The sequence below is a fragment of the Pseudomonas weihenstephanensis genome (assembly GCF_001043055.1).
GTDB classification, from domain to species: domain Bacteria; phylum Pseudomonadota; class Gammaproteobacteria; order Pseudomonadales; family Pseudomonadaceae; genus Aquipseudomonas; species Aquipseudomonas weihenstephanensis.
Map to the genome: position 1 here is coordinate 103,278 of NZ_JYLF01000010.1, position 21,966 is coordinate 125,243.

Sequence of the window (21,966 nt, forward strand, 5' to 3'; positions counted from 1 at the left end):
GCTTGAAATGACTTCTGTTCAGTCCTCAACCCGGTTGCCTTGCGGCAACCGGGTTCTTGATTTTTCCCGCACGCATGTGATGGGTATTCTCAATGTAACCCCTGACTCGTTCTCTGATGGCGGTCGCTTTGCGCGCCTCGATGAAGCGTTGCGCCATGCGCAGGCGATGGTCGAGGCGGGAGCTACGTTGATTGATGTCGGTGGTGAGTCAACCCGGCCCGGCGCGCGCCACGTGAGTGCGCAAGAAGAGTTGGAGCGGGTTGCGCCGATAGTCGAGCGTATCAATCGTGAGCTTGATGTCATCATTTCGGTCGATACCTCAACCCCTATTGTTATGACGGAGTCGGCCCGTTTAGGCGCTGGCCTGATCAACGATGTGCGTTCACTTCGGCGTGAGGGTGCCTTGCAGGCTGCTGCTGCGACGGGTTTGCCCGTTTGTCTGATGCATATGTCGGGCGAGCCTGGCGATATGCAGGATGACCCGCAGTATCAGGATGTGTTGGCTGAGGTACGTACGTTTCTCGTGGATCGAATGCGGATGTGTGCAGCGCAAGGCATACCGCCTGAGCGCATGATTCTCGACCCCGGTTTTGGCTTTGCTAAAACCTTGCAGCATAATTTGAGTTTGTTTAAGCATATGGACGCCTTGCATCTGTTAGGGCGGCCATTGCTCGTGGGTGTTTCGCGAAAAAGCATGATCGGGCAGGCTTTGAACCGGCCTGTGACTGAGCGATTGCCTGGCAGTCTGGCTCTGGCGGCACTGGCTGTGACCAAGGGTGCGCATATCTTGCGTGTTCACGATGTTGCCGAGACAGTTGATGTAGTACGGATGATTGCCGCGGTAGAGTCCGCCGACTAAGCATGATGGAGCACTTATGACGAAGAAGTATTTTGGCACCGACGGTATTCGCGGTCGGGTCGGCGTTTACCCAATCACCCCTGACTTTATGCTCAAGTTGGGCTGGGCTGCGGGAATGGCGTTTCGCAGCATGGGTGCTTGCCGGATATTGGTGGGTAAGGACACGCGCATCTCTGGCTACATGTTTGAGTCTGCGCTGGAGGCCGGGTTATCTGCGGCGGGCGCAGATGTGATGTTGCTGGGGCCTATGCCGACGCCTGCGATTGCGTATCTCACGCGTACGTTCCACGCCGAGGCTGGCATTGTGATCAGTGCTTCGCACAATCCTCATGACGATAATGGGATCAAGTTTTTTTCGGGTGAGGGCACCAAACTCCCTGATGAAGTTGAACTGATGATTGAGGAGTTGCTGGAGGCGCCGATGACGGTGGTCGACTCCGGCAAGTTGGGTAAGGTGTCGCGCATCAACGATGCTTCCGGCCGCTATATCGAATTTTGCAAAAGCAGCGTTCCTACGAGCACCAACTTCAATGGTCTCAAGATCGTTATCGACTGCGCACACGGCGCCACTTACAAGGTTGCGCCGAGTGTGTTCAAGGAGCTGGGCGCCGAAGTTACAGTGCTTTCAGCTCAGCCTAATGGGTTGAACATCAACGAGAACTGCGGCTCGACCCATATGGGGCAGTTGCAGGCTGCGGTATTGGCGGAGCATGCGGACCTGGGTATTGCCTTTGATGGCGATGGTGATCGGGTGCTGATGGTCGATCACACTGGCGCGATTGTTGATGGTGATGAGTTGCTGTTCATCATCGCGCGCGACCTGCACGAGCGCGGCAAATTGCAAGGCGGTGTGGTCGGTACACTAATGAGCAATCTCGGGCTTGAGTTGGCGTTGGCCGACTTGGGTATTGCGTTCGTGCGCGCCAATGTAGGCGACCGTTACGTCATCGCAGCCTTGCAAGAGCGTGATTGGCAAGTTGGCGGCGAAAACTCCGGTCATATTGTGTGTTTCCAGCACACCACCACAGGCGATGCCATCATTGCGGCACTTCAAGTGCTGCTTTCGTTGCGTCGACGTGAAGAGAGCCTGGCTCAGTCGCGTCAGGCGCTGCGCAAGTGTCCTCAAGTCCTGCTCAATGTGCGTTTTTCAGGGGGGGTTAACCCTGTTGAACATCCGGCCATTAAAGAGGCTTGTGCGCGTGTGACCGAAGCTATGCAGGGCCGTGGTCGGGTGCTTTTGCGCAAGTCAGGGACTGAGCCGCTGGTGCGTGTCATGGTCGAAGGTGATGACGAAGTCATGGTTCGTGGCTATGCACAAGAACTGGCAAAACTGGTAAGTGAAGTTTGTGCCTGAATTCGGCTTGCCAGCGCGGATGTGGTTGGGTAACATCTGCGCCCACTTTGACCGACGAGGTAAAGCATGCGTCGCATGATGGTAGCTGGTAACTGGAAGATGCACGGTACCCGCGCCAGCGTCGCTAAGCTGATCGACGGTCTGCGTGGTCTGGCCTTGCCAAACGATGTTGATGTTGCAGTATTTCCGCCGGATTTGTTCATTGATCGCGTGATCAATGGTCTTGAAGGTGTGGCGATTTCGGTCGGTGCTCAGGATGCTGCGGTGGAGTCGGTGCAGGGTGCTCTGACAGGTGAGGTTTCGCCTTATCAGTTGGTAGATGCAGGCTGCAAGTTGGTGTTGGTTGGGCATTCCGAGCGTCGCCTGATTTTGGGTGAGCAGGACGAAACGCTTAATCGCAAGTTTGCGGCGGCTCAGGCTGCGGGCCTGATGCCAGTGTTGTGTATAGGGGAGACCCTGGAGCAGCGCGAGGCGGGGCAAACGCTAGAAGTTGTAAAGGCTCAGCTGGATGCGGTCATTAATGCATTTGGTATTGATGCTTTTGCAAAGGCGGTGATTGCATATGAGCCAGTCTGGGCAATCGGAACTGGGCTTACAGCTTCTCCGCAGCAAGCGCAAGATGTGCATGCGGCCATTCGCGCACAGCTGGCGCAGAAGAATTCTGAAGTGGCACAAGGTGTGCGGCTTCTATACGGCGGCAGCGTGAAGGCGGCCAATGCGGTCGAACTGTTCAGCATGCCGGATATCGATGGGGGGCTCATTGGTGGGGCTTCCCTGAATGCAGATGAGTTCGGTGCGATCTGTCGCGCCGCGGGAAACTGAGAAAATGCTGGAAACAGTCGTAGTCGTTTTTCATCTGTTGGGTGCATTGGGCGTAATTGCTCTGGTATTGCTGCAACAGGGTAAAGGTGCGGATGCTGGAGCATCTTTCGGAGCAGGTGCTTCAAATACTGTGTTCGGAAGCCAAGGTTCCTCTACCTTTCTTAGTAAGTTTACTGCTATACTTGCCGCAGGTTTTTTCATAACCAGCTTGGGGTTAGGTTACTTTGCTAAAGAGAAAGCTCAAGAGCTGACTCAAGTAGGTTTGCCAGATCCAGCAGTATTGGAAGTTCCAGTGCAAAAACCGGCTTCAGATGATGTGCCGGTGCTTCAAGAGCAAAAGTCGGCTATTCCAGCGACTGACGTACCTCCAGCTCAAGAGCAAAAGTAAAACGGGTTTCATGATGTAACGTAGTATTGCCGAGGTGGTGGAATTGGTAGACACGCAACCTTGAGGTGGTTGTGCCCATAGGGTGTAGGGGTTCGAGTCCCCTTCTCGGTACCAATTATCAGGAATGCCCGCAATAGCGGGCTTTCTTGTATGTGGAAGGTTGGATTGACCCTGAAAAGGATCGACCGTATACTTCCGCTCCAGCTTTGTCGCGGGATGGAGCAGTCTGGTAGCTCGTCGGGCTCATAACCCGAAGGTCGTCGGTTCAAATCCGGCTCCCGCAACCAGTTTTAGCGGAGCCCCTAATTCAGGGGCTTTTTGTTAACTGGACACTTTATAGCGTCGGTATTCAACGACGTTTCAGAGATGGGCGCTTCGCCCATTTTTTCATTTTGCACAGCATGCACAAACATGCACTAGGGGGTTCAGGTGTCGAGCAAGCTAGAACAGTTGCAGGACTTGTTGGCCCCGGTGGTCGTGGCCCTTGGCTATGAATGCTGGGGTATTGAATTTTCGGCTCAAGGCCGCCATTCAATGTTGCGTGTGTATATCGACAAGGAAGGCGGCGTATTGGTGGACGATTGTGCCATCGTGAGTCGCCAGGTAAGTGGCGTGCTGGATGTTGAAGATCCTATCGCTGCTGAATATACCCTTGAGGTTTCCTCTCCTGGCATGGAGCGCCCGCTGTTCACTCTTGAACAGTTTGCCCAGTATGTCGGTGAGCAAGTGAAGATCAAGCTGCGCTCCCCATTTGAAGGGCGACGCAACTTTCAGGGCCTTCTGCGCGGCGTAGAGGAGCAGGACATCGTGGTGCAAGTGGACGACCATGAGTTCTTGTTGCCGATCGATATGATCGACAAGGCCAACATTATTCCCAGTTTTGACTGAGACGCGGATCCCGCGGATCCAATGGCTTGCGAAAGGCGAGGCGTACGATGAGCAAAGAAGTACTGCTGGTTGTTGAGTCGGTGTCCAATGAAAAGGGCGTACCGGCAAACGTTATTTTTGAAGCGCTGGAGCTGGCACTGGCCACTGCTACCAAAAAGCGTTTTGAAGACGAAGTCGAACTGCGTGTGGAGATCAATCGTCACACCGGTAACTATGAGACGTTCCGTCGCTGGACCGTGGTCGAAGACGAAGATCTGGATGATCCAGCAATCGAGTTGGCGGTAGACCAGGCCCAAGCGAAACAGCCAGGCGCTGTAGCTGGCGATATTATCGAGGAAAAAATCGATTCTATCGAATTCGGTCGGATCGCTGCACAAACTGCCAAGCAGGTCATTGTGCAGAAGGTCCGCGAAGCTGAGCGTGCTCAAGTCGTTGATGCCTATCGCGAGCGTCTGGGCGAGATTATTTCAGGTACCGTCAAGAAAGTTACACGTGACAACGTGATTGTTGATCTGGGTAATAACGCAGAAGCGTTGTTGGCTCGTGAAGACATCATTGCGCGTGAGACTTTCCGCGTGGGTGTACGTCTTCGTGCACTGCTGAAAGAAATTCGCACTGAGAACCGCGGTCCACAGCTGATTCTGTCGCGTACTGCGCCTGAGATGCTGATCGAATTGTTCCGTATTGAAGTGCCTGAAATTTCTGAGGGCCTGATCGAAGTGATGGCGGCCTCCCGCGATCCAGGATCACGCGCTAAAATAGCCGTTCGCTCTAAAGACAAACGCATCGATCCGCAAGGTGCTTGCATTGGTATGCGCGGTTCGCGCGTCCAGGCAGTATCGGGCGAGTTGGGCGGAGAGCGAGTGGATATCGTTCTTTGGGATGACAACCCGGCGCAGTTCGTGATCAACGCAATGTCGCCTGCAGAAGTGGCGGCAATTATCGTCGACGAAGATGCCCATGCAATGGACATCGCCGTTGGCGCAGACAATCTGGCCCAGGCGATTGGTCGCGGCGGTCAGAACGTACGTTTGGCTAGCCAGTTGACTGGCTGGACCCTGAACGTGATGACCGAATCGGACATCCAGGCTAAACAGCAAGCAGAAACCGGTGACATCCTGCGCAACTTCATCGAAGAACTCGAAGTTGATGAAGAGTTGGCGCAGGTACTGGTTGATGAAGGCTTCACCAGCCTGGAAGAGATTGCCTACGTACCGGTGGAGGAGATGCTCAACATCGACGGCTTTGACGAGGATATCGTCAACGAGCTTCGCGCTCGGGCCAAGGATCGTTTGTTGACCAAAGCCATCGCTACTGAGGAAAAGCTGGCAGACGCCCATCCGGCCGAAGACCTGCTCTCGCTTGAGGGTATGGACAAGGATTTGGCGATGGAACTGGCGGTGCGCGGCGTAATTACCCGCGAAGACCTGGCCGAGCAGTCTATTGACGACCTGCTCGACATCGACGGCATTGACTCTGATCGTGCCGGCAAGTTGATCATGGCCGCCCGAGCCCATTGGTTCGAGTAATTAGGCGCGGCCTGAGGAGAGAAATGCATGACGCAAGTCACGGTGAAACAACTGGCCGATGAGGTCAAAACACCGGTTGAGCGCCTGTTGCAGCAGATGCGTGAGGCAGGTCTGCCGCACACCGCCGCCGAGCAGAATGTAACCGACAGTGAGAAGCAAGCTCTGCTGACTCACTTGAAAAGCAGCCACAAGGCTAAAGTGGAAGAACCGCGCAAGATCACTTTGCAGCGTAAAACCACCAGCACCCTGCGTGTTGCTGGCAGCAAAAGCATTAGCGTTGAAGTACGCAAGAAGAAAGTCTTCGTACAGCGCAGCCCGGAAGAAATCGAAGCTGAGCGCAAGCGTGAGATGGATGAACGCCGTGCAGTAGAAAATGCTGCGCGTCAAAAGACTGAAGAAGAATCCAAGCGTCGCGCCGAAGAAGAAGCGCGCCGTCAGCCTTCAACGACTCCAGCGTCTACGCCTGCTGTAGCTGCGCCTGCGCCTGTGCAAACTGCACCGGCTGCTGCGCCAGCCGCGGCACCTGCAGCTGATGCACGCAAGCGTGACGAACAGCGACGTCCAGACAAGCCACGCGCTGACGATAACAATCGTCGCGGCAGTGGTGACGGCGATCGCAAAAACGCTCCGCATCGTGCCTCGGTTAAAGAAAAAGCACCGACTCCACGTGTTGCTCCGCGTACTTCCGACGAAGAAAGCGATAGCTTCCGTCGCGGTGGTCGAGGCAAGGGCAAGCTGAAGAAGCGCAACGCTCACGGTTTCCAGAGCCCAACCGGCCCTGTAGTTCGTGATGTACAGATTGGCGAGACCATCACTGTTGGCGATTTGGCTGCACAGATGTCCGTCAAGGCTGCCGAAGTTATCAAGTTCATGTTCAAGCTGGGTACTCCAGCGACTATCAATCAGGTACTTGATCAGGAAACTGCTCAACTGGTTGCTGAAGAACTGGGCCACAAAGTAACTCTGGTCAGCGACAACGCTCTGGAAGATTCCCTGGCCGAGTCCCTGAAGTTTGAAGGCGAGTCGTTCTCCCGTGCACCGGTTGTGACCGTAATGGGCCACGTTGACCACGGTAAAACGTCCCTGCTCGACTACATTCGTCGTGCCAAGGTAGCGGCGGGTGAAGCGGGTGGTATCACTCAGCACATCGGTGCGTACCACGTCGAAACCGAGCGCGGTATGGTCACTTTCCTCGATACCCCGGGCCACGCTGCGTTTACCGCAATGCGTGCACGTGGTGCCAAGGCAACTGACATCGTGATTCTGGTTGTGGCTGCAGACGACGGCGTAATGCCGCAAACCATCGAAGCTGTTCAGCATGCGAAAGCAGCTGGCGTGCCGCTGGTTGTTGCAGTGAACAAAATCGACAAGCCAGGTGCTGATCTCGATCGCATCCGTAGTGAACTGTCCGTTCACGGCGTGACCTCGGAAGAGTGGGGTGGTGACACTCCGTTTGTTTCGGTCTCGGCGAAAATGGGTACCGGCGTTGACGATTTGCTCGAAGCCGTATTGCTACAAGCTGAAGTTCTGGAACTCAAGGCAACTCCATCGGCTCCTGGCCGTGGTGTAGTGGTTGAGTCCCGTCTGGACAAAGGCCGTGGTCCGGTTGCAACTGTTCTGGTTCAGGACGGTACTCTGCGCCAGGGCGACATGGTTCTGGTCGGTTCCAACTACGGCCGTATCCGCGCCATGCTCGATGAGAACGGCAAGCCTATCAAGGAAGCCGGTCCATCTATCCCTGTCGAGATTCTCGGCCTGGACGGTACGCCAGACGCTGGCGACGAGATGAGCGTGATGACTGACGAGAAGAAGGCGCGTGAAGTTGCCCTGTTCCGTCAAGGCAAGTTCCGCGAAGTGAAACTGGCGCGTGCTCACGCAGGCAAGCTGGAAAACATCTTCGAGAACATGGGCCAGGAAGAGAAGAAGACGCTTAATATCGTCCTCAAGTCTGACGTTCGTGGTTCGTTGGAAGCTTTGCAGGGCGCTCTGAGCGGCCTGGGTAACGATGAAGTGCAAGTGCGCGTAGTAGGCGGCGGCGTCGGTGGTATCACCGAAAGCGACGCTAACCTGGCACTGGCCTCCAACGCTGTATTGTTCGGCTTTAACGTGCGTGCTGATGCTGGTGCTCGCAAAATTGTCGAGCAAGAAGGTCTGGACATGCGTTATTACAACGTCATCTACGACATCATCGAAGACGTCAAGAAGGCCCTCACCGGCATGCTTGGCAGCGACGTCCGGGAAAATATCCTGGGTATCGCCGAAGTTCGCGACGTATTCCGTTCGCCGAAGTTTGGTGCGATCGCAGGTTGCATGGTGCTCGAAGGTGTTGTTCACCGTAACCGTCCAATCCGCGTACTGCGTGAAGACATCGTTATCTTCGAAGGCGAGCTGGAATCCTTGCGCCGCTTCAAAGATGACGCTGCCGAAGTACGTGCCGGCATGGAGTGCGGTATCGGCGTCAAGAGCTACAACGACGTTAAAGTCGGTGACAAGATCGAAGTGTTCGAGAAGGTCCAGGTTGCTCGCAGCCTCTAAATCGCGAGCTTCAAGAGCCAGGACGAAAAGCGGCATGCCAATGCCAGCGGTTCGTCCCGGACTCTAAACGCAACGCCCGGTCCGGCTCCTGTCTGGCCGGGCGTTTGCCGCTTTCAGAACACATGGGTTTCCCATGGGTGAGTAACAGGTAACAAGACATGGCAAAAGAATACAGCCGTACCCAACGTATTGGCGATCAGATGCAGCGTGAGCTGGCACAACTGATCCGTCGTGAAGTCAAAGACCCGCGCGTAGGCCTGGTCACTATTACTGCGGTTGAAGTCAGCCGTGACGTTGGTCACGCCAAAATTTTCATCACTGTGATGGGCCAGGACAACGCTGAAGATATCGCTCAAACCATCAAGGTTCTGAACTCGGCCGCCGGTTTCTTGCGCATGCAACTTGCACGCGAAATGAAGCTGCGTAGCGTTCCGCAGCTGCACTTCCACTACGACGAAAGCGTTGTACGTGGCGCGCACCTGTCTGCTTTGATCGAGCGTGCGGTGGCTGAAGACAATCAGCACCCTGATGCGACGGCTCCTGAAGACACCAAGGAGTAACCGGTGGCTCAGGTCAAGCGTATCCGTCGTAACGTCAGCGGTATCATCCTGCTCGACAAACCGCTTGGGTTCACCTCCAACGCGGCCTTGCAGAAAGTCCGCTGGCTGCTCAATGCCGAAAAGGCCGGGCACACAGGTAGCCTCGATCCTTTGGCCAGCGGCGTATTGCCGTTGTGCTTTGGCGAAGCCACCAAGTTTTCGCAATACCTGCTCGATTCCGACAAGGGTTATGAAACCTTGATGCAATTGGGTAAGACCACCACCACTGCGGATGCGGAAGGCGATGTTTTGCTGACCCGCCCCGTGACCGTTGGTCGCTCCGATATCGAAGCTGTTTTACCCAAGTTTCGTGGGCAAATCAGTCAGATACCGCCGATGTACTCTGCGCTCAAGCGCGATGGTCAGCCGCTTTACAAGCTGGCCCGTGCAGGCGAAGTGGTGGAGCGTGAACCGCGTTCTGTTACTATTACCCGCCTCGAATTACTGGCCAGCGAAGGCGACACCGCGCGTCTGGCTGTCGACTGCACCAAAGGCACCTATATCCGCACCCTCGTGGAAGATATCGGTGAGCAATTGGGATGTGGGGCTTATGTTGCAGAGTTGCGCCGCACGCATGCCGGACCTTTCAGTCTGGCCCAGACGGTGACGCTTGAAGAGTTGGAAGCTGTGCATGCAGAAGGCGGAAATGAAGCTGTTGACCGCTTCCTGATGCCCTCCGACAGCGGCTTGCTGGATTGGCCATTGCTGCACTTTTCGGAAGCCAGCGCGTTCTACTGGCTCAACGGCCAACCGGTACGTGCTCCCGATGCACCCAAGTTCGGTATGGTGCGAGTACAAGATCACAACGGTCGCTTTATCGGTATCGGTGAAGTGAGCGAAGACGGGCGCATAGCGCCGCGTCGACTGATTCGGTCAGAATGACCGGAGCAGGACGGACCGGGATTTCATTGTTCCGGGCCGTACTGAAACGAGGGTGGCTGTTATTAGGCACGGTCACATCTCATTTTTAAATACGAGGATTTGTCCTCGGCCTATTGGATCTGTCTTGTTCGCAAGCAGAGCCCCTTTATGAAAGGAAATGCCTCATGGCACTGACAATCGAACACAAAGCAGAAATCGTAAAAGACTACCAGCAAGCGCCAGGTGATACAGGTTCTCCAGAAGTGCAAGTTGCACTGCTGACCTTCAACATCAACACCTTGCAGGGTCACTTCAAAGAAAACAAAAAGGACCACCACTCCCGTCGTGGTCTGATCCGTATGGTAAACCAGCGTCGTAAGCTGCTGGACTACCTCAAAGGCAAGAACGTTGAGCGTTACAAAGCGCTGATCGCTCGCCTGGGTCTGCGTCGCTAATAGCGATGTTGCTAGAGGCTGGTTGTCTGTTGTGTGTCTGTGGGGTTCCTACAGGCTTGCGGCAGGCTTCCAGCCTCAAGTTTTATCTGGACTAGCCGGATCTTTACGAAAGCTGCCCTGCTGGCCGTTTTCGTAAGCATCTTGAGTCGGGCCAATGCCCGACATTGCCCAAGCATTTCGCAAGAAACCCGTTCCCCAAGAGCCACAAAGAGAAGGTAGGACACCGTGAACCCGGTTATCAAAAAATTCCAGTTCGGTCAGTCGACCGTAACCCTCGAGACAGGCCGTATCGCCCGTCAAGCTTCCGGCGCTGTATTGGTCACTGTTGACGATGACGTCAGCGTATTGGTGACTGTCGTCGGCTCCAAGCAAGCTGATCCAGGCAAGGGCTTTTTCCCTCTGTCGGTTCACTACCAGGAAAAAACCTACGCCGCGGGTAAAATCCCGGGCGGTTTCTTCAAGCGTGAAGGCCGTCCTTCCGAGAAAGAAACCCTGACTTCGCGACTGATCGACCGTCCGATCCGTCCGCTGTTCCCTGAAGGCTTCATGAACGAAGTGCAGGTTGTCTGCACCGTTCTGTCCACCAGCAAGAAAACCGATCCGGACGTCGCTGCGATGATCGGTACTTCGGCTGCGCTGGCTATCTCCGGTATCCCTTTCGATGGTCCGATCGGCGCAGCTCGCGTTGCTTATCACGAAAGCACTGGCTACTTGCTGAACCCGACTTACGAGCAACTGGCTGCTTCTAGCCTGGACATGGTTGTTGCCGGTACGTCCGAAGCCGTATTGATGGTTGAATCGGAAGCTAAAGAGCTGACCGAAGACCAAATGTTGGGCGCCGTACTGTTCGCCCACGACGAATTCCAGGTTGTTATCCAGGCTGTTAAAGAGCTGGCTGCCGAAGCTGCAAAACCAACGTGGGACTGGGCTGCTGCCCCAGAAGCTACCGCACTGTTGGGCGCTATCCGTGCCGAATTCGGCGAAGCGATCTCCCAGGCTTACACCATCACCGTCAAGGCTGATCGTTACGCGCGTCTGGGCGAGCTGAAAGAGCAGGTGGTTGCCAAGTTGTCCGGTGAAGAAGGCCAGCCTTCTGCCAGCGAAGTGAAAGCAGCGTTCGGCGAAATCGAATACCGCACCGTTCGCGAAAACATCGTTAACGGCAAGCCGCGTATCGATGGTCGTGACACCAAAACTGTTCGCCCTTTGAACATCGAAGTAGGCGTTCTGCCTAAAACCCACGGTTCGGCTCTGTTCACCCGTGGCGAAACTCAGGCTCTGGTTGTTGCAACTCTGGGTACTGCCCGTGATGCACAGCTGCTGGACACCCTGGAAGGCGAGAAAAAAGACCCGTTCATGCTGCACTACAACTTCCCTCCGTTCTCGGTAGGTGAGTGTGGTCGTATGGGTGGCGCAGGTCGTCGCGAAATCGGTCACGGCCGTCTGGCGCGTCGTTCGGTTCAGGCCATGCTGCCTGCTGCCGACGTGTTCCCGTACACCATCCGTGTTGTATCGGAAATCACTGAGTCCAACGGTTCCAGCTCGATGGCATCGGTGTGCGGTGCTTCCCTGGCATTGATGGACGCTGGCGTGCCGATGAAGGCTCCGGTTGCCGGTATCGCGATGGGTCTGGTTAAAGAGGGCGAGAAGTTCGCCGTTCTGACCGATATCCTGGGTGACGAAGACCACCTGGGCGACATGGACTTCAAAGTAGCGGGTACCGCGAAAGGTGTTACTGCGCTGCAGATGGACATCAAGATCAAAGGCATCACCGAAGAAATCATGGAGATCGCACTGGGCCAGGCCCTGGACGCTCGCCTGAATATCTTGGGTCAAATGAACCAGATCATTGCTGTTTCGCGTAACGAGTTGTCGGCTAATGCACCGACTATGATCGCGATGAAAATCGACACCGACAAAATCCGTGATGTTATCGGTAAAGGTGGCGCGACTATCCGTGCAATCTGTGAAGAAACCAAAGCTTCGATCGACATCGAAGACGACGGTTCGATCAAGATCTTCGGCGAAACCAAAGAAGCAGCAGAAGCGGCGCGTCAGCGCGTTCTGGGTATCACCGCTGAAGCTGAAATCGGCAAAATCTACATCGGTAAGGTTGAGCGTATCGTCGACTTCGGCGCATTCGTTAACATCCTGCCAGGTAAAGACGGCCTGGTTCACATCTCCATGCTGAGCGATGCTCGCGTTGAGAAAGTGACTGACATTCTGAAAGAAGGTCAGGAAGTGGAAGTGTTGGTGCTGGACGTGGACAACCGCGGCCGCATCAAACTGTCCATCAAGGACGTCGCAGCAGCAAAGGCTTCGGAAGCTTAATCGCCTCTAAAACCTGTGTTTAAAAAAGGATCCTTCGGGATCCTTTTTTTATGTGTGAAAAAAAGATCCGCCACATGACGGGCCAAAGGCCATGACGAAAATACCGCAACTTGCATGCAGCTAGCAGGGCAAGTCATGCAATCTGCACGAGGAAGAAAAAACTGAGTGACTCTAAGTATCTGTTTTATAAGGGTTTATTTTTTTAATGAAGTTGGCACAAGCCCTGCAATATTACAGATAACCCTGCTGCCAGATGACGGCGCAGATTCTAAAGAAGACAGGAGTTACTCGTATGAAGAAGTTCGCTATCGCTGCTGCAACTGCCACCGCGCTGACCCTGACCATGGCCAATGCTGCATTTGCTGCTCAGTCGACTACCCAAGCCCCAATGGTCGTCGCTGCTGGCGAAATGACTAAAGCTAAAGAAGCTACTTCTGATACTTGGATCACGACCAAAGTCAAATCTGACCTGCTGACCGAAAAAGGCATTCCAGGTACTGATATCAAAGTAGAAACCAACAAAGGTGTTGTTTCTCTGTCCTCCACTGTTGCAGTGACTGATGCACAGAAAACCACCGCAGTGAACATTGCCAAGAAAGTTAAAGGCGTGAAAGCCGTTGCTGCTGATGGCCTGAAAGCTGAGTAATAACCCTTTCTCGTAGAACCGGGGGGAAAGCCGGATCAGGTGCTTGAAGCGCCGCACCTGAAGCTTTCGAAATAGGTTCATGCGACGGCCACACGGATGTGGCCATTACAGCCCTCGGCGCTTGCGTCGGGGGCTGTTCTATTTGGGCGAAGGATATGTCCTCACCCGCCGCTTAATTACTCGCTGTCCAGGTGCAACGGTGAAATCACCCGACCATCACTTTCAGCTTCGCCCAAAGTTGCGTCCACAAAGTACACGCGCTCATCTGCCAATTGGCCTTTGTCCACCAAGAAGTCCTTGATGCTACTGGCGCGGTCTTGACCTAGTTGGCGCAACAGCACTTCGCTTTTGCTCCAGAATTCGATCAGTGCGTCACTCATCTTTTTCGCACGTTCGTCACGGCTCAATTTAGCCCACTCAGCTGGCGGCTGCTGTTTCAGGCGTGTGCGGTAGATACCTTCAAGCAATGGGCCTTTTTCATCATCCGGCACTTTCAGCAATGAAGCCTGTGCTGGCACTTTGTCGCCTCGGCGTTGCAGGATTTTGTAGTAGTTGTATTGGTATTCGCGTTCCAGGCGTTCTTGCGCAATGAGCGGGCCGTCGCTGCTTTGTGCGGCCGTGCCTTCGATCTCAAGGCGCAGCGCCGGGCGTTCTTTGAGCGCAGCGGCCAGTGTGGTCAGCGCTTTTTGCGCATCTGGGCTCAGCTCGCTCGAACCTGGTGCGAAGGAAACGGTACCCAGGTCTTCAGCGCCACCGCCGCTGATCAGTCCGCCAATGAACTTGAAGGGGGCCTGAGCGGCACGCAGCACAAGGTTGCGCAAGGTTTGCCAAACAATTGGCATCACGCTGAATTGCGGGTTGTTCAAATCGCCCGTGACGGGCAGTTCGATGGAGATTTTGCCGTCGGTGTCCTTGAGCAAAGCAATCGCGAGTTTGATCGGCAGATCCACGGCATCCGGGCTGTCGACTTTTTCGCCCAGTTGCAATTGCTCGACCACCAATTTGTTCTCGGCCTTGAGCTGCCCCTTGGTGATCAAGTAGTGCAGGTCCAGATTCAGGCGGCCCTTGCGGATGCGGTAGCCCGCAAATTTACCCGAGTAAGGCGTCAGGGTCGTCAGCTCGACGCGCTTGAAACTGGTGGCAATATCCAGACTGGCCATCGGGTCGAAAGGGTTGACGCTGCCTTTGATCGTCACGGGTGCATACCGGTCGACTTTACCTGCGATGTTGACGCTCGCCGGTTTGGCTTGTCGGCTGTCGATGGTACCGATCTGCCCGTTGAGTTGTTGAATGGCAGTGGCGAAGTTGGGCGTCAGGCTGAAGTCTGCGAAGTTGGCCGAACCGTCATTGATCGCGATGCCTCCCACATGAATGCCCAATGGTTTTTCTTTGCTGGCGGCGGGTTTTGTCGCGTTTTTGGCGCCCGTGTTGGCGGGTTGTGGGATCAGCAGGTCATCAATGTTGGTGGTGCGATCATCGTTGATCATGAAGCGCACGTACGGTTGCGCCAGGTTGACCTTGGCAATCGACAGGCTGTCACCGTGCTGGTAATTCAAGTTCTCCAGTACCAGACGTTGCCACTTGAGAAAATCGCGGTTTTTGAGGGTGTCGAGTGTGTGCAGTTGGTCGACCCGTGCCTTGCCCTCCACGCTGAAAGCGAGTGGCTCGACGCTTTTCAGATTGACTGCCAGATCGCTGCCCAACATGCCGCTGCGCAGTTCCAGGCGAATAAAGGGGTCGATGTAAGCCTGCGCGACGCGCAGGTCGATGTCTTGGGTGGTGACGTTGAGCTTGGCACTGATCGGGCTTAGATTGACCTCGCCGCTGGCAGTGAGCTTGCCTTGCTTGCCAATCCCGGTGTCGAGTTTCAGGTTGAAAGGTGACTGATTGAGGCTGTCGAAGTTTTTCAGGTCCAGGTTCAACGGGCCAACGTCCAGCGCGACCGGAGTTTTTGGTTCTTTATCTGCCAGATGCACGCGGTAATCGCGTAGCTGCACATCCTTGAGCAACACTTGCCACGGTTTGCTGGGGGCGACAGGTGCCGGTTTTGGGGCTTCAACGGTGACTGGCCCATCGGCTTTGGATGAGGTTTTGGTCGGTTGGCTGGCAAACAATTTTTGCCAGTCAAGTTGGCCGTCAGCTTCACGCGTGGCCCAAGTCTCAAGATTTTTGCTGTTGATTTTACCGACCACCACTTGCTGCTTGGCCAGGTCTACGCGGGTATCACTGACGTCCAGGCGCTCAAGCCGTGCCAGCGGCCGACCGTCCGGTGCATTGATTTTGAACGGGGCGATACTGGCCGAGGCGTTGCTCAGCACCATTTCAGTTTCTTTGGACAGATTCAGCGTGTAGTCGGTCCTGAAGTTCAGCACCCCGTCTTCCAGTACCAGCGGTAGGGCGTCTCGCACATAGGGCCACCAGACTTTCATCTTGCCGTCAGTCACTTTGAGCGTGCCTTCGGATGCAATGGGCACCAGGCTCAAGGTGCCGGTCCAGTCAATGCGGCCGCCTTCTGGCCCGGCCGCCACTAAGGTCATGTCAGCGTTGTCATCGGGCAGCGTGCTGAGGTTTTTCAGTTCCAGATCCATTGAGTCATACAAAAACTCGATCGGCTCGCTTGGGCGCAAGTCAGCAAAATGCAGGTAGCCGCCCGCCAGACCGATGCGGTCGATACGCAAGGGGAAGGGGTTGCTGTCAGGTGTCTGGGGCGCAGGTTCGCTGGCAGGTAACGTGAACAATTGGGTCAGGTTCAGTGTGCCGTCCTTGCTGAACAACAGCTGCGTCTTGGGTTTGTCCAGTTGCACGTCTGCCAGGTGCAAGGCTTTTGTCCACAGGCTGTCGGCTTGCACGTTGGTGTACAGTCGCTCGAAGCCTACTTGCTCCTTGCCCGGCTCACCGACCTTGAACCCCCACAGTGTCAGCTCCAGACTGAACGGGTTGAACTCCAATCGGTCGAGCCTGGCGGGCACGGTGGCGTAGTTGGCCAACTGCTGGTTGATGATGCGTAAGCCTATGCCGGGCAGGATCAAAAAACCCAGCAAGCTATAAAGTGCGAGGGCAGTCAGCACGGCGCCAATGGCGCGAATCAATCCTTTGGGCATGTGAGGCGTCGTCTATAACAGTCGGGAGTGCCTTGGAGTATGGCACGCGATTCTGGTTCCGAGACGATCGCCTTATTTTTAGTAGGACTTTTTGCGTGTGAGATTAGGCGCTTAGAACTGTAGGATCAGCGTCTTTAGTGGCGGCTGCTGGTCCATTGACGGAAAGTCGCTGGCCGGATTCAGCACTTGCCAGTCCCGAACAGGGCGGCCGGCTTTTTCAGCACAGCGCAGGACTTGCTCGCGCCAGTCGTCCATGCTGACTTTCGCCAGATTATTGCAACAGATCAGCACGCCATCCGGCGCGGTGGCCAATACCGCGGGTTTGAGCAGGCTTTGATAGTCGCGCAACAGGTCTACCGTGCCGAAAGCACTCTTGGCCCACGCGGGAGGGTCCAGCAGCACCAGGTCGTATTCACGCTGATCCATGCGCGGGTAAGCGGGCAGCTTGTGGCGACGCTGGATAATCGGCAACCCCGCCAGTTGGCGAATGGCAGCGAAATAGTCGGATTGCACAAACTTCATCGGGGGCAATTCGGGATTTAGCAGCCCGTTTTCGCGTCCGACCGCCAAGTTGCCTTCAGCAAAGTCCAGATTGCAGACCTCGCTTGCGCCGCCTGCCGCAGCGCTTAAGCCAACGCCACAGGTGTAGGCGAACAAGTTAAGCACGCGCTTGCCGGCGCTGTGCTGCTTGACCCAGCCGCGCGCGTTGCGCAGGTCGAGAAACAGCAGTGGGTCTTGCCCCGCGTGACGGCCGCGCACACGGTACTTCAGGCCCCACTCGTGGCCGATCATGTCCGCCAATGCGGCGTCTTCGGCGCGGTAGACGGTGTCTTCGCGATCAATACGTGAATTGCCCTGTGAGCGGTCGTTGTAGACCAGCAGCAGTTCCAGGCCCAAGTGCCGATTGATTGCTTCATGCAATTGCAGCAAATCACCGCGCTCAAGGCGCTGGTGAAAGCTTTGCACCAGCAGTTGCGGGCCGTAGCGGTCGATAGTCAGACCGCCAGCGCCTTCCTGGCTGCCGTGGAACAGGCGATAACAGTCAGTGCCTTGAGCGTGCAGCTCGGCCAGCAAGTCGTGACGGTTATCGAGGGCGGCGCGCAGCGCCTGATTCAAGGAAGACATGCGTTGCGCCTTGGGGGACAGATAGGGCGCGCGAGTTTAACAGAACCGCGTGAAGGTTTATGGTTGCGCACAGCCTCATCGGGCTGGCTACGCTGTTCGAATAGACGCTATCGAGGCGTAAAAGGACGTGCTGTTGGTGTGTGTAGCAGTTGCCGAGGGCAAAGCCGTCGCCCTGCCTTAGAAAACGGTATTGCGGGTACATCGCGCACATGGAATTTACGACGGTTTTGCCGCCGGACGCAGCCTCGCATCACCCGTCAGCGCTATGGCTATAGGTATGCGAGGCTTTACACCCTTAGGTGGCCATTATTCGCGTTCGAGCGCCAGAGCTACACCCTGGCCACCGCCAATGCACAAAGTGGCGAGGCCTTTTTTAGCGTCACGCTTGAGCATTTCGTGGAGCAGGGTGACCAGAATCCTACAACCCGACGCGCCAATCGGATGACCAATGGCAATTGCCCCTCCGTTGACGTTGACCTTGTTCGCGTCCCAATCCAGCGCTTTGCCGACCGACAAGGCTTGCGCCGCGAAGGCTTCGTTGGCTTCGATCAGGTCCAGTTGAGCCAGCGTCCAGCCTGCTTTAGTCAGGCAGCGTTGAGTCGCGCTCACGGGACCAATGCCCATGATGGCCGGGTCTACACCGGCGTTGGCGTAGGCCGCGATTTTAGCCAGTACCGGTAAACCCAGCTCACGGGCTTTGGTCGCACTCATCAGCATGACGGCGGCTGCACCATCATTGAGTGAGGAGGCATTACCTGCTGTGACAGATCCGTCTTTTTTGAACGCAGGTCTAAGCTTGGCCAGCGATTCGGCCGTCGTGCCCGCGCGCGGTTGTTCGTCTGTGGCAAACTCGATCGGATCACCTTTGCGTTGCGGGATCAAAATCGGCGTGATTTCGTCCACAAAGCGCCCGGTTTCAATGGCTTCGATGGCTTTGCGCTGCGAGGCGGCGGCAAAGGCATCCTGGTCTTCGCGACTGATGCCGTACTTATCCACAAGGTTCTCTGCGGTGATGCCCATGTGGTAATCATTGAATGCATCCCACAGGCCATCGCTGATCATGGTGTCGACGATTTGGCTATGGCCCATGCGCAGGCCGGTTCGGGCGCCGGGCACGATGTAGTTGGACAGGCTCATGTTTTCCTGGCCGCCGGCGATGATCACGTCAGCGTCGCCACAACGGATGGCCTGGGCAGCCAAATGCAGCGCTTTGAGCCCGGAGCCGCAGACTTTGTTGAGCGTCATTGCTGGCACGGCAAATGGCAGTCCGGCCTTGATTGCTGCCTGGCGTGCCGGGTTTTGACCTGCACCCGCGGTGAGGACTTGCCCCATGATGACTTCATCGACCTGTGCACCCTCCAGACCGGTTTTTTCGAGCAGTTGGCGAATGACCGCGGCGCCCAAGTCGACAGCAGGTACATGGGCCAGTGAGCCTTGAAAGCTGCCGACGGCAGTGCGGGTAGCGGCAACGATGACAACGTCTTGCATAGCGGGAGTCCTGATTATTATTGGAGAGGCCGCGTCAGACGCAGCGGTAGGAATCAAGCGGCATGGTGGCATACAAATAGCGGCATCGTCTCGTCACGGCTGGCGCACAGAGATGAGCGTCCTTGTGTGATGGCACGGCGGTTACCCACCGTACCGGCTCATGCGTCGCTGCGCCCTTTGCACTGAGCCATTGCGCACTGCCCAGCGCAGAACCGGCGCGGTGCTGTTGACTGTGGCGCGGATCAGCGTGCGTGTCGGCGGACGTTGATGAAGCCCCAGCTGATCGCTGGCCCAGTCGGGTAGCAAGTCGATGCCGGCTTGCATCATCAGCGCGGCAAATGGTTTGGCCAGCAAACTGGGCGCCGGGGCGTTGAGCAACAGGCGAATCACTTCATGGCTGCGCTCATCACACAGCAACTGCGGGCGTATGGCTTGCAGGTAGTCGGCGATGTGCTGGCGTGAGCGGGGCACGTCTGTGGCCCCCAGGCGTTCGGCGACCACGGCAATTTCGTCGTAGTAACGGTCTTGATCGGCTGGGGACAAATCCGGATTGCGATAGCGCAAATGAGCGGCAAGGAAGTTACTGACTTCCGCCACATGCACCCACGTCAGTAATTGCGGGTCACTGGCAGCATAGGGACGGCCGTCAAGTCCGGTGCCGGTCACTTGCAGGTGAATGCTGCGTACTTTGTCGATCAGCCAGTCGGCATCGCCTGAGGAGCCAAAGGTGGTGCCAGAGATGAACTGGCCAGTGCGACGCAATCGCCCCAGCATGTCGAGTCTGAAATTGGAGTGATCCCACACCCCGGCCAGTGCCAGAGGATGCAAGGCTTGCAGCATTAGGGCGCTGATGCCACCGATCAGCATGCTGGTGAAATCACCGTGTACTTGCCAACTGATGGAGTCGGGGCCGAACAGACCGGGGTCGCCCTTGGGGTTTTCGAGGTCGAGCTGGCCGAGCGAAAGGCCGGTCAGACTCATGATTTGGCGTTCGATGGGGCGGCGGATAAATTCCATGGCGTCTCGGTGCCGCCAGCCAGTCGTGAAGACTGGCTGGCGTTCAATCAACCGCGATGGCGACCGCGGAAGTAGTTGATCAGGCCTTGCGTTGACGCATCATCGGCAGGCTCTTCGAGGCTGCCGGTGAGGCGATAGTAAACGCCTTTGCCCAGTTCTTTGCCCAACTCTACGCCCCACTGGTCGAAGGCGTTGATGCCCCAGATCACGCTTTGCACGAACACTTTGTGCTCATACAGCGCCACCAGCGCGCCAAGGCGACGCGGGCTGATGCGTTCAACCACCAAGGTGTTGCTCGGGCGGTTGCCCGGAATCACTTTATGCGGCGCGAGCTTTTGCACGGCGTCTTCGGGCATGCCCTGTTCGCGCAATTCGGCTTCGGCTTCGGCGCGGGTTTTGCCCAGCATCAGGGCCTGGCTTTGCGACAGGCAGTTGGCATAAAGCCACTGATGGTGGTCGGCGACCGGGTTGAAGCTGACAATCGGCACGATAAAATCGGCCGGAATCAATTGGGTGCCTTGGTGCAGCAGCTGGTGATACGCATGCTGACCATTGCAGCCCACGCCACCCCAAATCACCGGGCCGGTGTCGGTGGACACGGGGGTGCCGTCCTGACGCACGCTTTTGCCGTTGGATTCCATGTCCAACTGCTGCAAGTGTTTAGTGATGTTGCGCAGGTAATGGTCGTACGGCAGGATCGCGTGGCTTTGCGCACCCCAGAAGTTGCCGTACCAAACGCCAAGCGCTGCCATCAACACGGGCATGTTCTGTTCGAACGGGGCGTTCTGGAAGTGTTGGTCCATGCTGTAGGCGCCGGACAACAGTTCTTTGAAGTTGGACATGCCGATCGCCAGGGCAATTGGCAAGCCGATGGCCGACCACAGCGAATAACGCCCACCCACCCAGTCCCACATCGGGAAAATGTTTTCTTCGCGAATACCAAACGCGACCGCGGCCTCGTTGTTGCTCGACACGGCGATGAAGTGGCGATGCAGTTCAGCTTCCGAACCGCCTTGCGCCAAGTACCACGCGCGGGACGCTTGGGCATTTTTGAGGGTTTCGAGGGTGTTGAACGATTTCGACGACACGATGAACAGCGTGGTTTCGGCGCGCAGCTTGTGCGACAGCTCGTGGAATTCACTGCCGTCGATGTTCGCCAGGTAATGACAGCGAACGCCTTTTTGCGCGTAGGACAACAGCGCTTCGGACACCAGCTCAGGGCCAAGGAACGAGCCGCCGATGCCAATGTTCACGATGTCGGTAATCGGTTTGTCGGTGTAACCGCGCCACAGGCCTTCGTGGATGCGTCCGACCAGCTCGGTCATCTTGTTCAGGACTTTGTGCACCTCGGGCATGATGTCCGCACCGTTGACCGACAGCTTGTCGGCAACTGGGCGGCGCAGCGCGGTGTGCAAGGCCGGACGACCTTCGGAGGCATTGACGATCTCCCCCGAGAACAACGATTTGATCGCGCCCTGAAGATCGACTTCGTTGGCCAGATCGACGAGCAACGAACGGGTTTGGTCAGTGATCAGGTTTTTTGAATAGTCCAAAAACAGCCCGCAGCTGCTCAGGGTGAAATCTTCAAAACGTTTTGGGTTGCTGTTAAACGCATCGCGCATGCTGAAGTTTTGCATGCTGGCGCGGTGTTGCTTCAACGCTTGCCAAGCGGGCAGAGCGGTAACGTCGTGAGGAGTGCGGTAGTACGCCATCGCTGCGGATATCCTTTTTTGCTTGAACTGCCTGTTGGACACTGAAAACCCCGAAACCTCCTGATTAACCTCGGGAGGCATCGGTTGACCTGCAAATGCACATCGGACACAAGCAGGGCGATCACATTAACCCTAGTGCCTGCATCTGTCTTGGCTTTGTCTGACGCCGAGCTGTAACTTTTGTCACGACCGTGTGACGCCAGGTGAATCGTTTCAGTGTTTCTTTATCGGGTGCGGGTGACGCGCAATCTATCAA

17 protein-coding genes and 2 tRNA genes are annotated in these 21,966 nt (G+C 56.1%); 14 read left to right on the forward strand and 5 right to left on the reverse strand.

Features of this window, described 5'->3' with window-relative positions; all coding sequences use genetic code 11:
* Nucleotides 1-7 precede the first annotated feature (7 nt).
* The 14 genes from folP (at nucleotide 8) to TU86_RS19755 (ending at nucleotide 13,267) form a co-directional block, all read left to right on the forward strand.
* Complete coding sequence (gene folP, locus TU86_RS19690; protein ID WP_048366002.1) at nucleotides 8-859, forward strand: dihydropteroate synthase; 852 nt, start codon at nucleotides 8-10, stop codon at nucleotides 857-859.
* 16 nt (nucleotides 860-875) lie between these two features.
* On the forward strand, nucleotides 876-2,213 hold the full coding sequence (gene glmM, locus TU86_RS19695; protein WP_048366003.1) for a phosphoglucosamine mutase: 1,338 nt from the start codon (nucleotides 876-878) through the stop codon (nucleotides 2,211-2,213).
* 66 nt (nucleotides 2,214-2,279) lie between these two features.
* Nucleotides 2,280-3,035, forward strand: a complete 756-nt coding sequence (gene tpiA / locus TU86_RS19700; protein WP_048366004.1) for a triose-phosphate isomerase — start codon at nucleotides 2,280-2,282, stop codon at nucleotides 3,033-3,035.
* A gap of 4 nt (nucleotides 3,036-3,039) precedes the next feature.
* Nucleotides 3,040-3,423, forward strand: a complete 384-nt coding sequence (gene secG / locus TU86_RS19705; protein WP_048366005.1) for a preprotein translocase subunit SecG — start codon at nucleotides 3,040-3,042, stop codon at nucleotides 3,421-3,423.
* 28 nt (nucleotides 3,424-3,451) lie between these two features.
* Nucleotides 3,452-3,537, forward strand: a tRNA-Leu gene (locus tag TU86_RS19710).
* 96 nt (nucleotides 3,538-3,633) lie between these two features.
* Nucleotides 3,634-3,710, forward strand: a tRNA-Met gene (locus TU86_RS19715).
* A gap of 142 nt (nucleotides 3,711-3,852) precedes the next feature.
* Nucleotides 3,853-4,311 (forward strand): ribosome maturation factor RimP, encoded by a 459-nt coding sequence (gene rimP / locus TU86_RS19720; protein WP_048366006.1) that lies wholly within the window; start codon nucleotides 3,853-3,855, stop codon nucleotides 4,309-4,311.
* Nucleotides 4,312-4,358: 47 nt separating this feature from the next.
* Nucleotides 4,359-5,840: a transcription termination factor NusA gene (gene nusA / locus TU86_RS19725; protein ID WP_048366007.1), complete on the forward strand. Its 1,482-nt coding sequence runs from the start codon at nucleotides 4,359-4,361 to the stop codon at nucleotides 5,838-5,840.
* Nucleotides 5,841-5,867: 27 nt separating this feature from the next.
* The gene (gene infB, locus TU86_RS19730; RefSeq protein ID WP_048366008.1) at nucleotides 5,868-8,375 is read left to right on the forward strand and encodes a translation initiation factor IF-2; all 2,508 of its coding nucleotides are present in this window, start codon (nucleotides 5,868-5,870) and stop codon (nucleotides 8,373-8,375) included.
* Between the two features lie 158 nt (nucleotides 8,376-8,533).
* Nucleotides 8,534-8,935, forward strand: coding sequence for a 30S ribosome-binding factor RbfA (rbfA, locus tag TU86_RS19735; protein WP_047277524.1), 402 nt, complete (start codon nucleotides 8,534-8,536; stop codon nucleotides 8,933-8,935).
* 3 nt (nucleotides 8,936-8,938) lie between these two features.
* The gene (gene truB, locus TU86_RS19740) at nucleotides 8,939-9,856 is read left to right on the forward strand and encodes a tRNA pseudouridine(55) synthase TruB (RefSeq protein WP_048366009.1); all 918 of its coding nucleotides are present in this window, start codon (nucleotides 8,939-8,941) and stop codon (nucleotides 9,854-9,856) included.
* 164 nt (nucleotides 9,857-10,020) lie between these two features.
* Nucleotides 10,021-10,290 carry a 30S ribosomal protein S15 gene (rpsO, locus tag TU86_RS19745; RefSeq protein WP_048366010.1) on the forward strand — a complete coding sequence of 90 codons (270 nt, stop codon included), beginning with the start codon at nucleotides 10,021-10,023 and terminating at the stop codon, nucleotides 10,288-10,290.
* 225 nt (nucleotides 10,291-10,515) lie between these two features.
* A complete protein-coding gene (gene pnp / locus TU86_RS19750) occupies nucleotides 10,516-12,621 on the forward strand; it encodes a polyribonucleotide nucleotidyltransferase (protein WP_048366011.1) in 2,106 nt (701 codons plus the stop codon).
* A gap of 292 nt (nucleotides 12,622-12,913) precedes the next feature.
* Nucleotides 12,914-13,267, forward strand: coding sequence for a BON domain-containing protein (locus TU86_RS19755; RefSeq protein ID WP_048366012.1), 354 nt, complete (start codon nucleotides 12,914-12,916; stop codon nucleotides 13,265-13,267).
* 176 nt (nucleotides 13,268-13,443) lie between these two features.
* Here TU86_RS19755 and TU86_RS19760 read toward each other — a convergent pair whose 3' ends face one another.
* The 5 genes from TU86_RS19760 to pgi form a co-directional block, all read right to left on the reverse strand.
* On the reverse strand, nucleotides 13,444-16,368 hold the full coding sequence (locus TU86_RS19760; RefSeq protein ID WP_048366013.1) for a DUF748 domain-containing protein: 2,925 nt from the start codon (nucleotides 16,366-16,368) through the stop codon (nucleotides 13,444-13,446).
* A 111-nt stretch (nucleotides 16,369-16,479) separates the two neighbouring features.
* Entirely contained in the window at nucleotides 16,480-17,493 is a 1,014-nt protein-coding gene (locus TU86_RS19765; protein ID WP_048366014.1) for a class I SAM-dependent rRNA methyltransferase, read from the reverse strand.
* A 306-nt stretch (nucleotides 17,494-17,799) separates the two neighbouring features.
* On the reverse strand, nucleotides 17,800-18,981 hold the full coding sequence (locus TU86_RS19770) for an acetyl-CoA C-acetyltransferase (RefSeq protein ID WP_048366015.1): 1,182 nt from the start codon (nucleotides 18,979-18,981) through the stop codon (nucleotides 17,800-17,802).
* Nucleotides 18,982-19,122: 141 nt separating this feature from the next.
* On the reverse strand, nucleotides 19,123-19,998 hold the full coding sequence (locus TU86_RS19775) for an oxygenase MpaB family protein (RefSeq protein WP_048366016.1): 876 nt from the start codon (nucleotides 19,996-19,998) through the stop codon (nucleotides 19,123-19,125).
* A 47-nt stretch (nucleotides 19,999-20,045) separates the two neighbouring features.
* The gene (gene pgi, locus TU86_RS19780; RefSeq protein WP_048366017.1) at nucleotides 20,046-21,710 is read right to left on the reverse strand and encodes a glucose-6-phosphate isomerase; all 1,665 of its coding nucleotides are present in this window, start codon (nucleotides 21,708-21,710) and stop codon (nucleotides 20,046-20,048) included.
* Nucleotides 21,711-21,966: the final 256 nt, after the last annotated feature.

What these genes read in the sequence shown, in the direction of transcription:
- folP (WP_048366002.1), top strand. Translation starts at nt 8, where the DNA reads ATGACTTCTGTTCAGTCCTCAACCCGGTTGCCTTGCGGCAACCGGGTT.
- glmM (WP_048366003.1), top strand. Translation starts at nt 876, where the DNA reads ATGACGAAGAAGTATTTTGGCACCGACGGTATTCGCGGTCGGGTCGGC.
- tpiA (WP_048366004.1), top strand. Translation starts at nt 2,280, where the DNA reads ATGCGTCGCATGATGGTAGCTGGTAACTGGAAGATGCACGGTACCCGC.
- secG (WP_048366005.1), top strand. Translation starts at nt 3,040, where the DNA reads ATGCTGGAAACAGTCGTAGTCGTTTTTCATCTGTTGGGTGCATTGGGC.
- nusA (WP_048366007.1), top strand. Translation starts at nt 4,359, where the DNA reads ATGAGCAAAGAAGTACTGCTGGTTGTTGAGTCGGTGTCCAATGAAAAG.
- infB (WP_048366008.1), top strand. Translation starts at nt 5,868, where the DNA reads ATGACGCAAGTCACGGTGAAACAACTGGCCGATGAGGTCAAAACACCG.
- rbfA (WP_047277524.1), top strand. Translation starts at nt 8,534, where the DNA reads ATGGCAAAAGAATACAGCCGTACCCAACGTATTGGCGATCAGATGCAG.
- rpsO (WP_048366010.1), top strand. Translation starts at nt 10,021, where the DNA reads ATGGCACTGACAATCGAACACAAAGCAGAAATCGTAAAAGACTACCAG.
- TU86_RS19755 (WP_048366012.1), top strand. Translation starts at nt 12,914, where the DNA reads ATGAAGAAGTTCGCTATCGCTGCTGCAACTGCCACCGCGCTGACCCTG.
- TU86_RS19760 (WP_048366013.1), bottom strand. Translation starts at nt 16,368, where the DNA reads ATGCCCAAAGGATTGATTCGCGCCATTGGCGCCGTGCTGACTGCCCTC.
- TU86_RS19765 (WP_048366014.1), bottom strand. Translation starts at nt 17,493, where the DNA reads ATGTCTTCCTTGAATCAGGCGCTGCGCGCCGCCCTCGATAACCGTCAC.
- TU86_RS19770 (WP_048366015.1), bottom strand. Translation starts at nt 18,981, where the DNA reads ATGCAAGACGTTGTCATCGTTGCCGCTACCCGCACTGCCGTCGGCAGC.
- TU86_RS19775 (WP_048366016.1), bottom strand. Translation starts at nt 19,998, where the DNA reads ATGGAATTTATCCGCCGCCCCATCGAACGCCAAATCATGAGTCTGACC.
- pgi (WP_048366017.1), bottom strand. Translation starts at nt 21,710, where the DNA reads ATGGCGTACTACCGCACTCCTCACGACGTTACCGCTCTGCCCGCTTGG.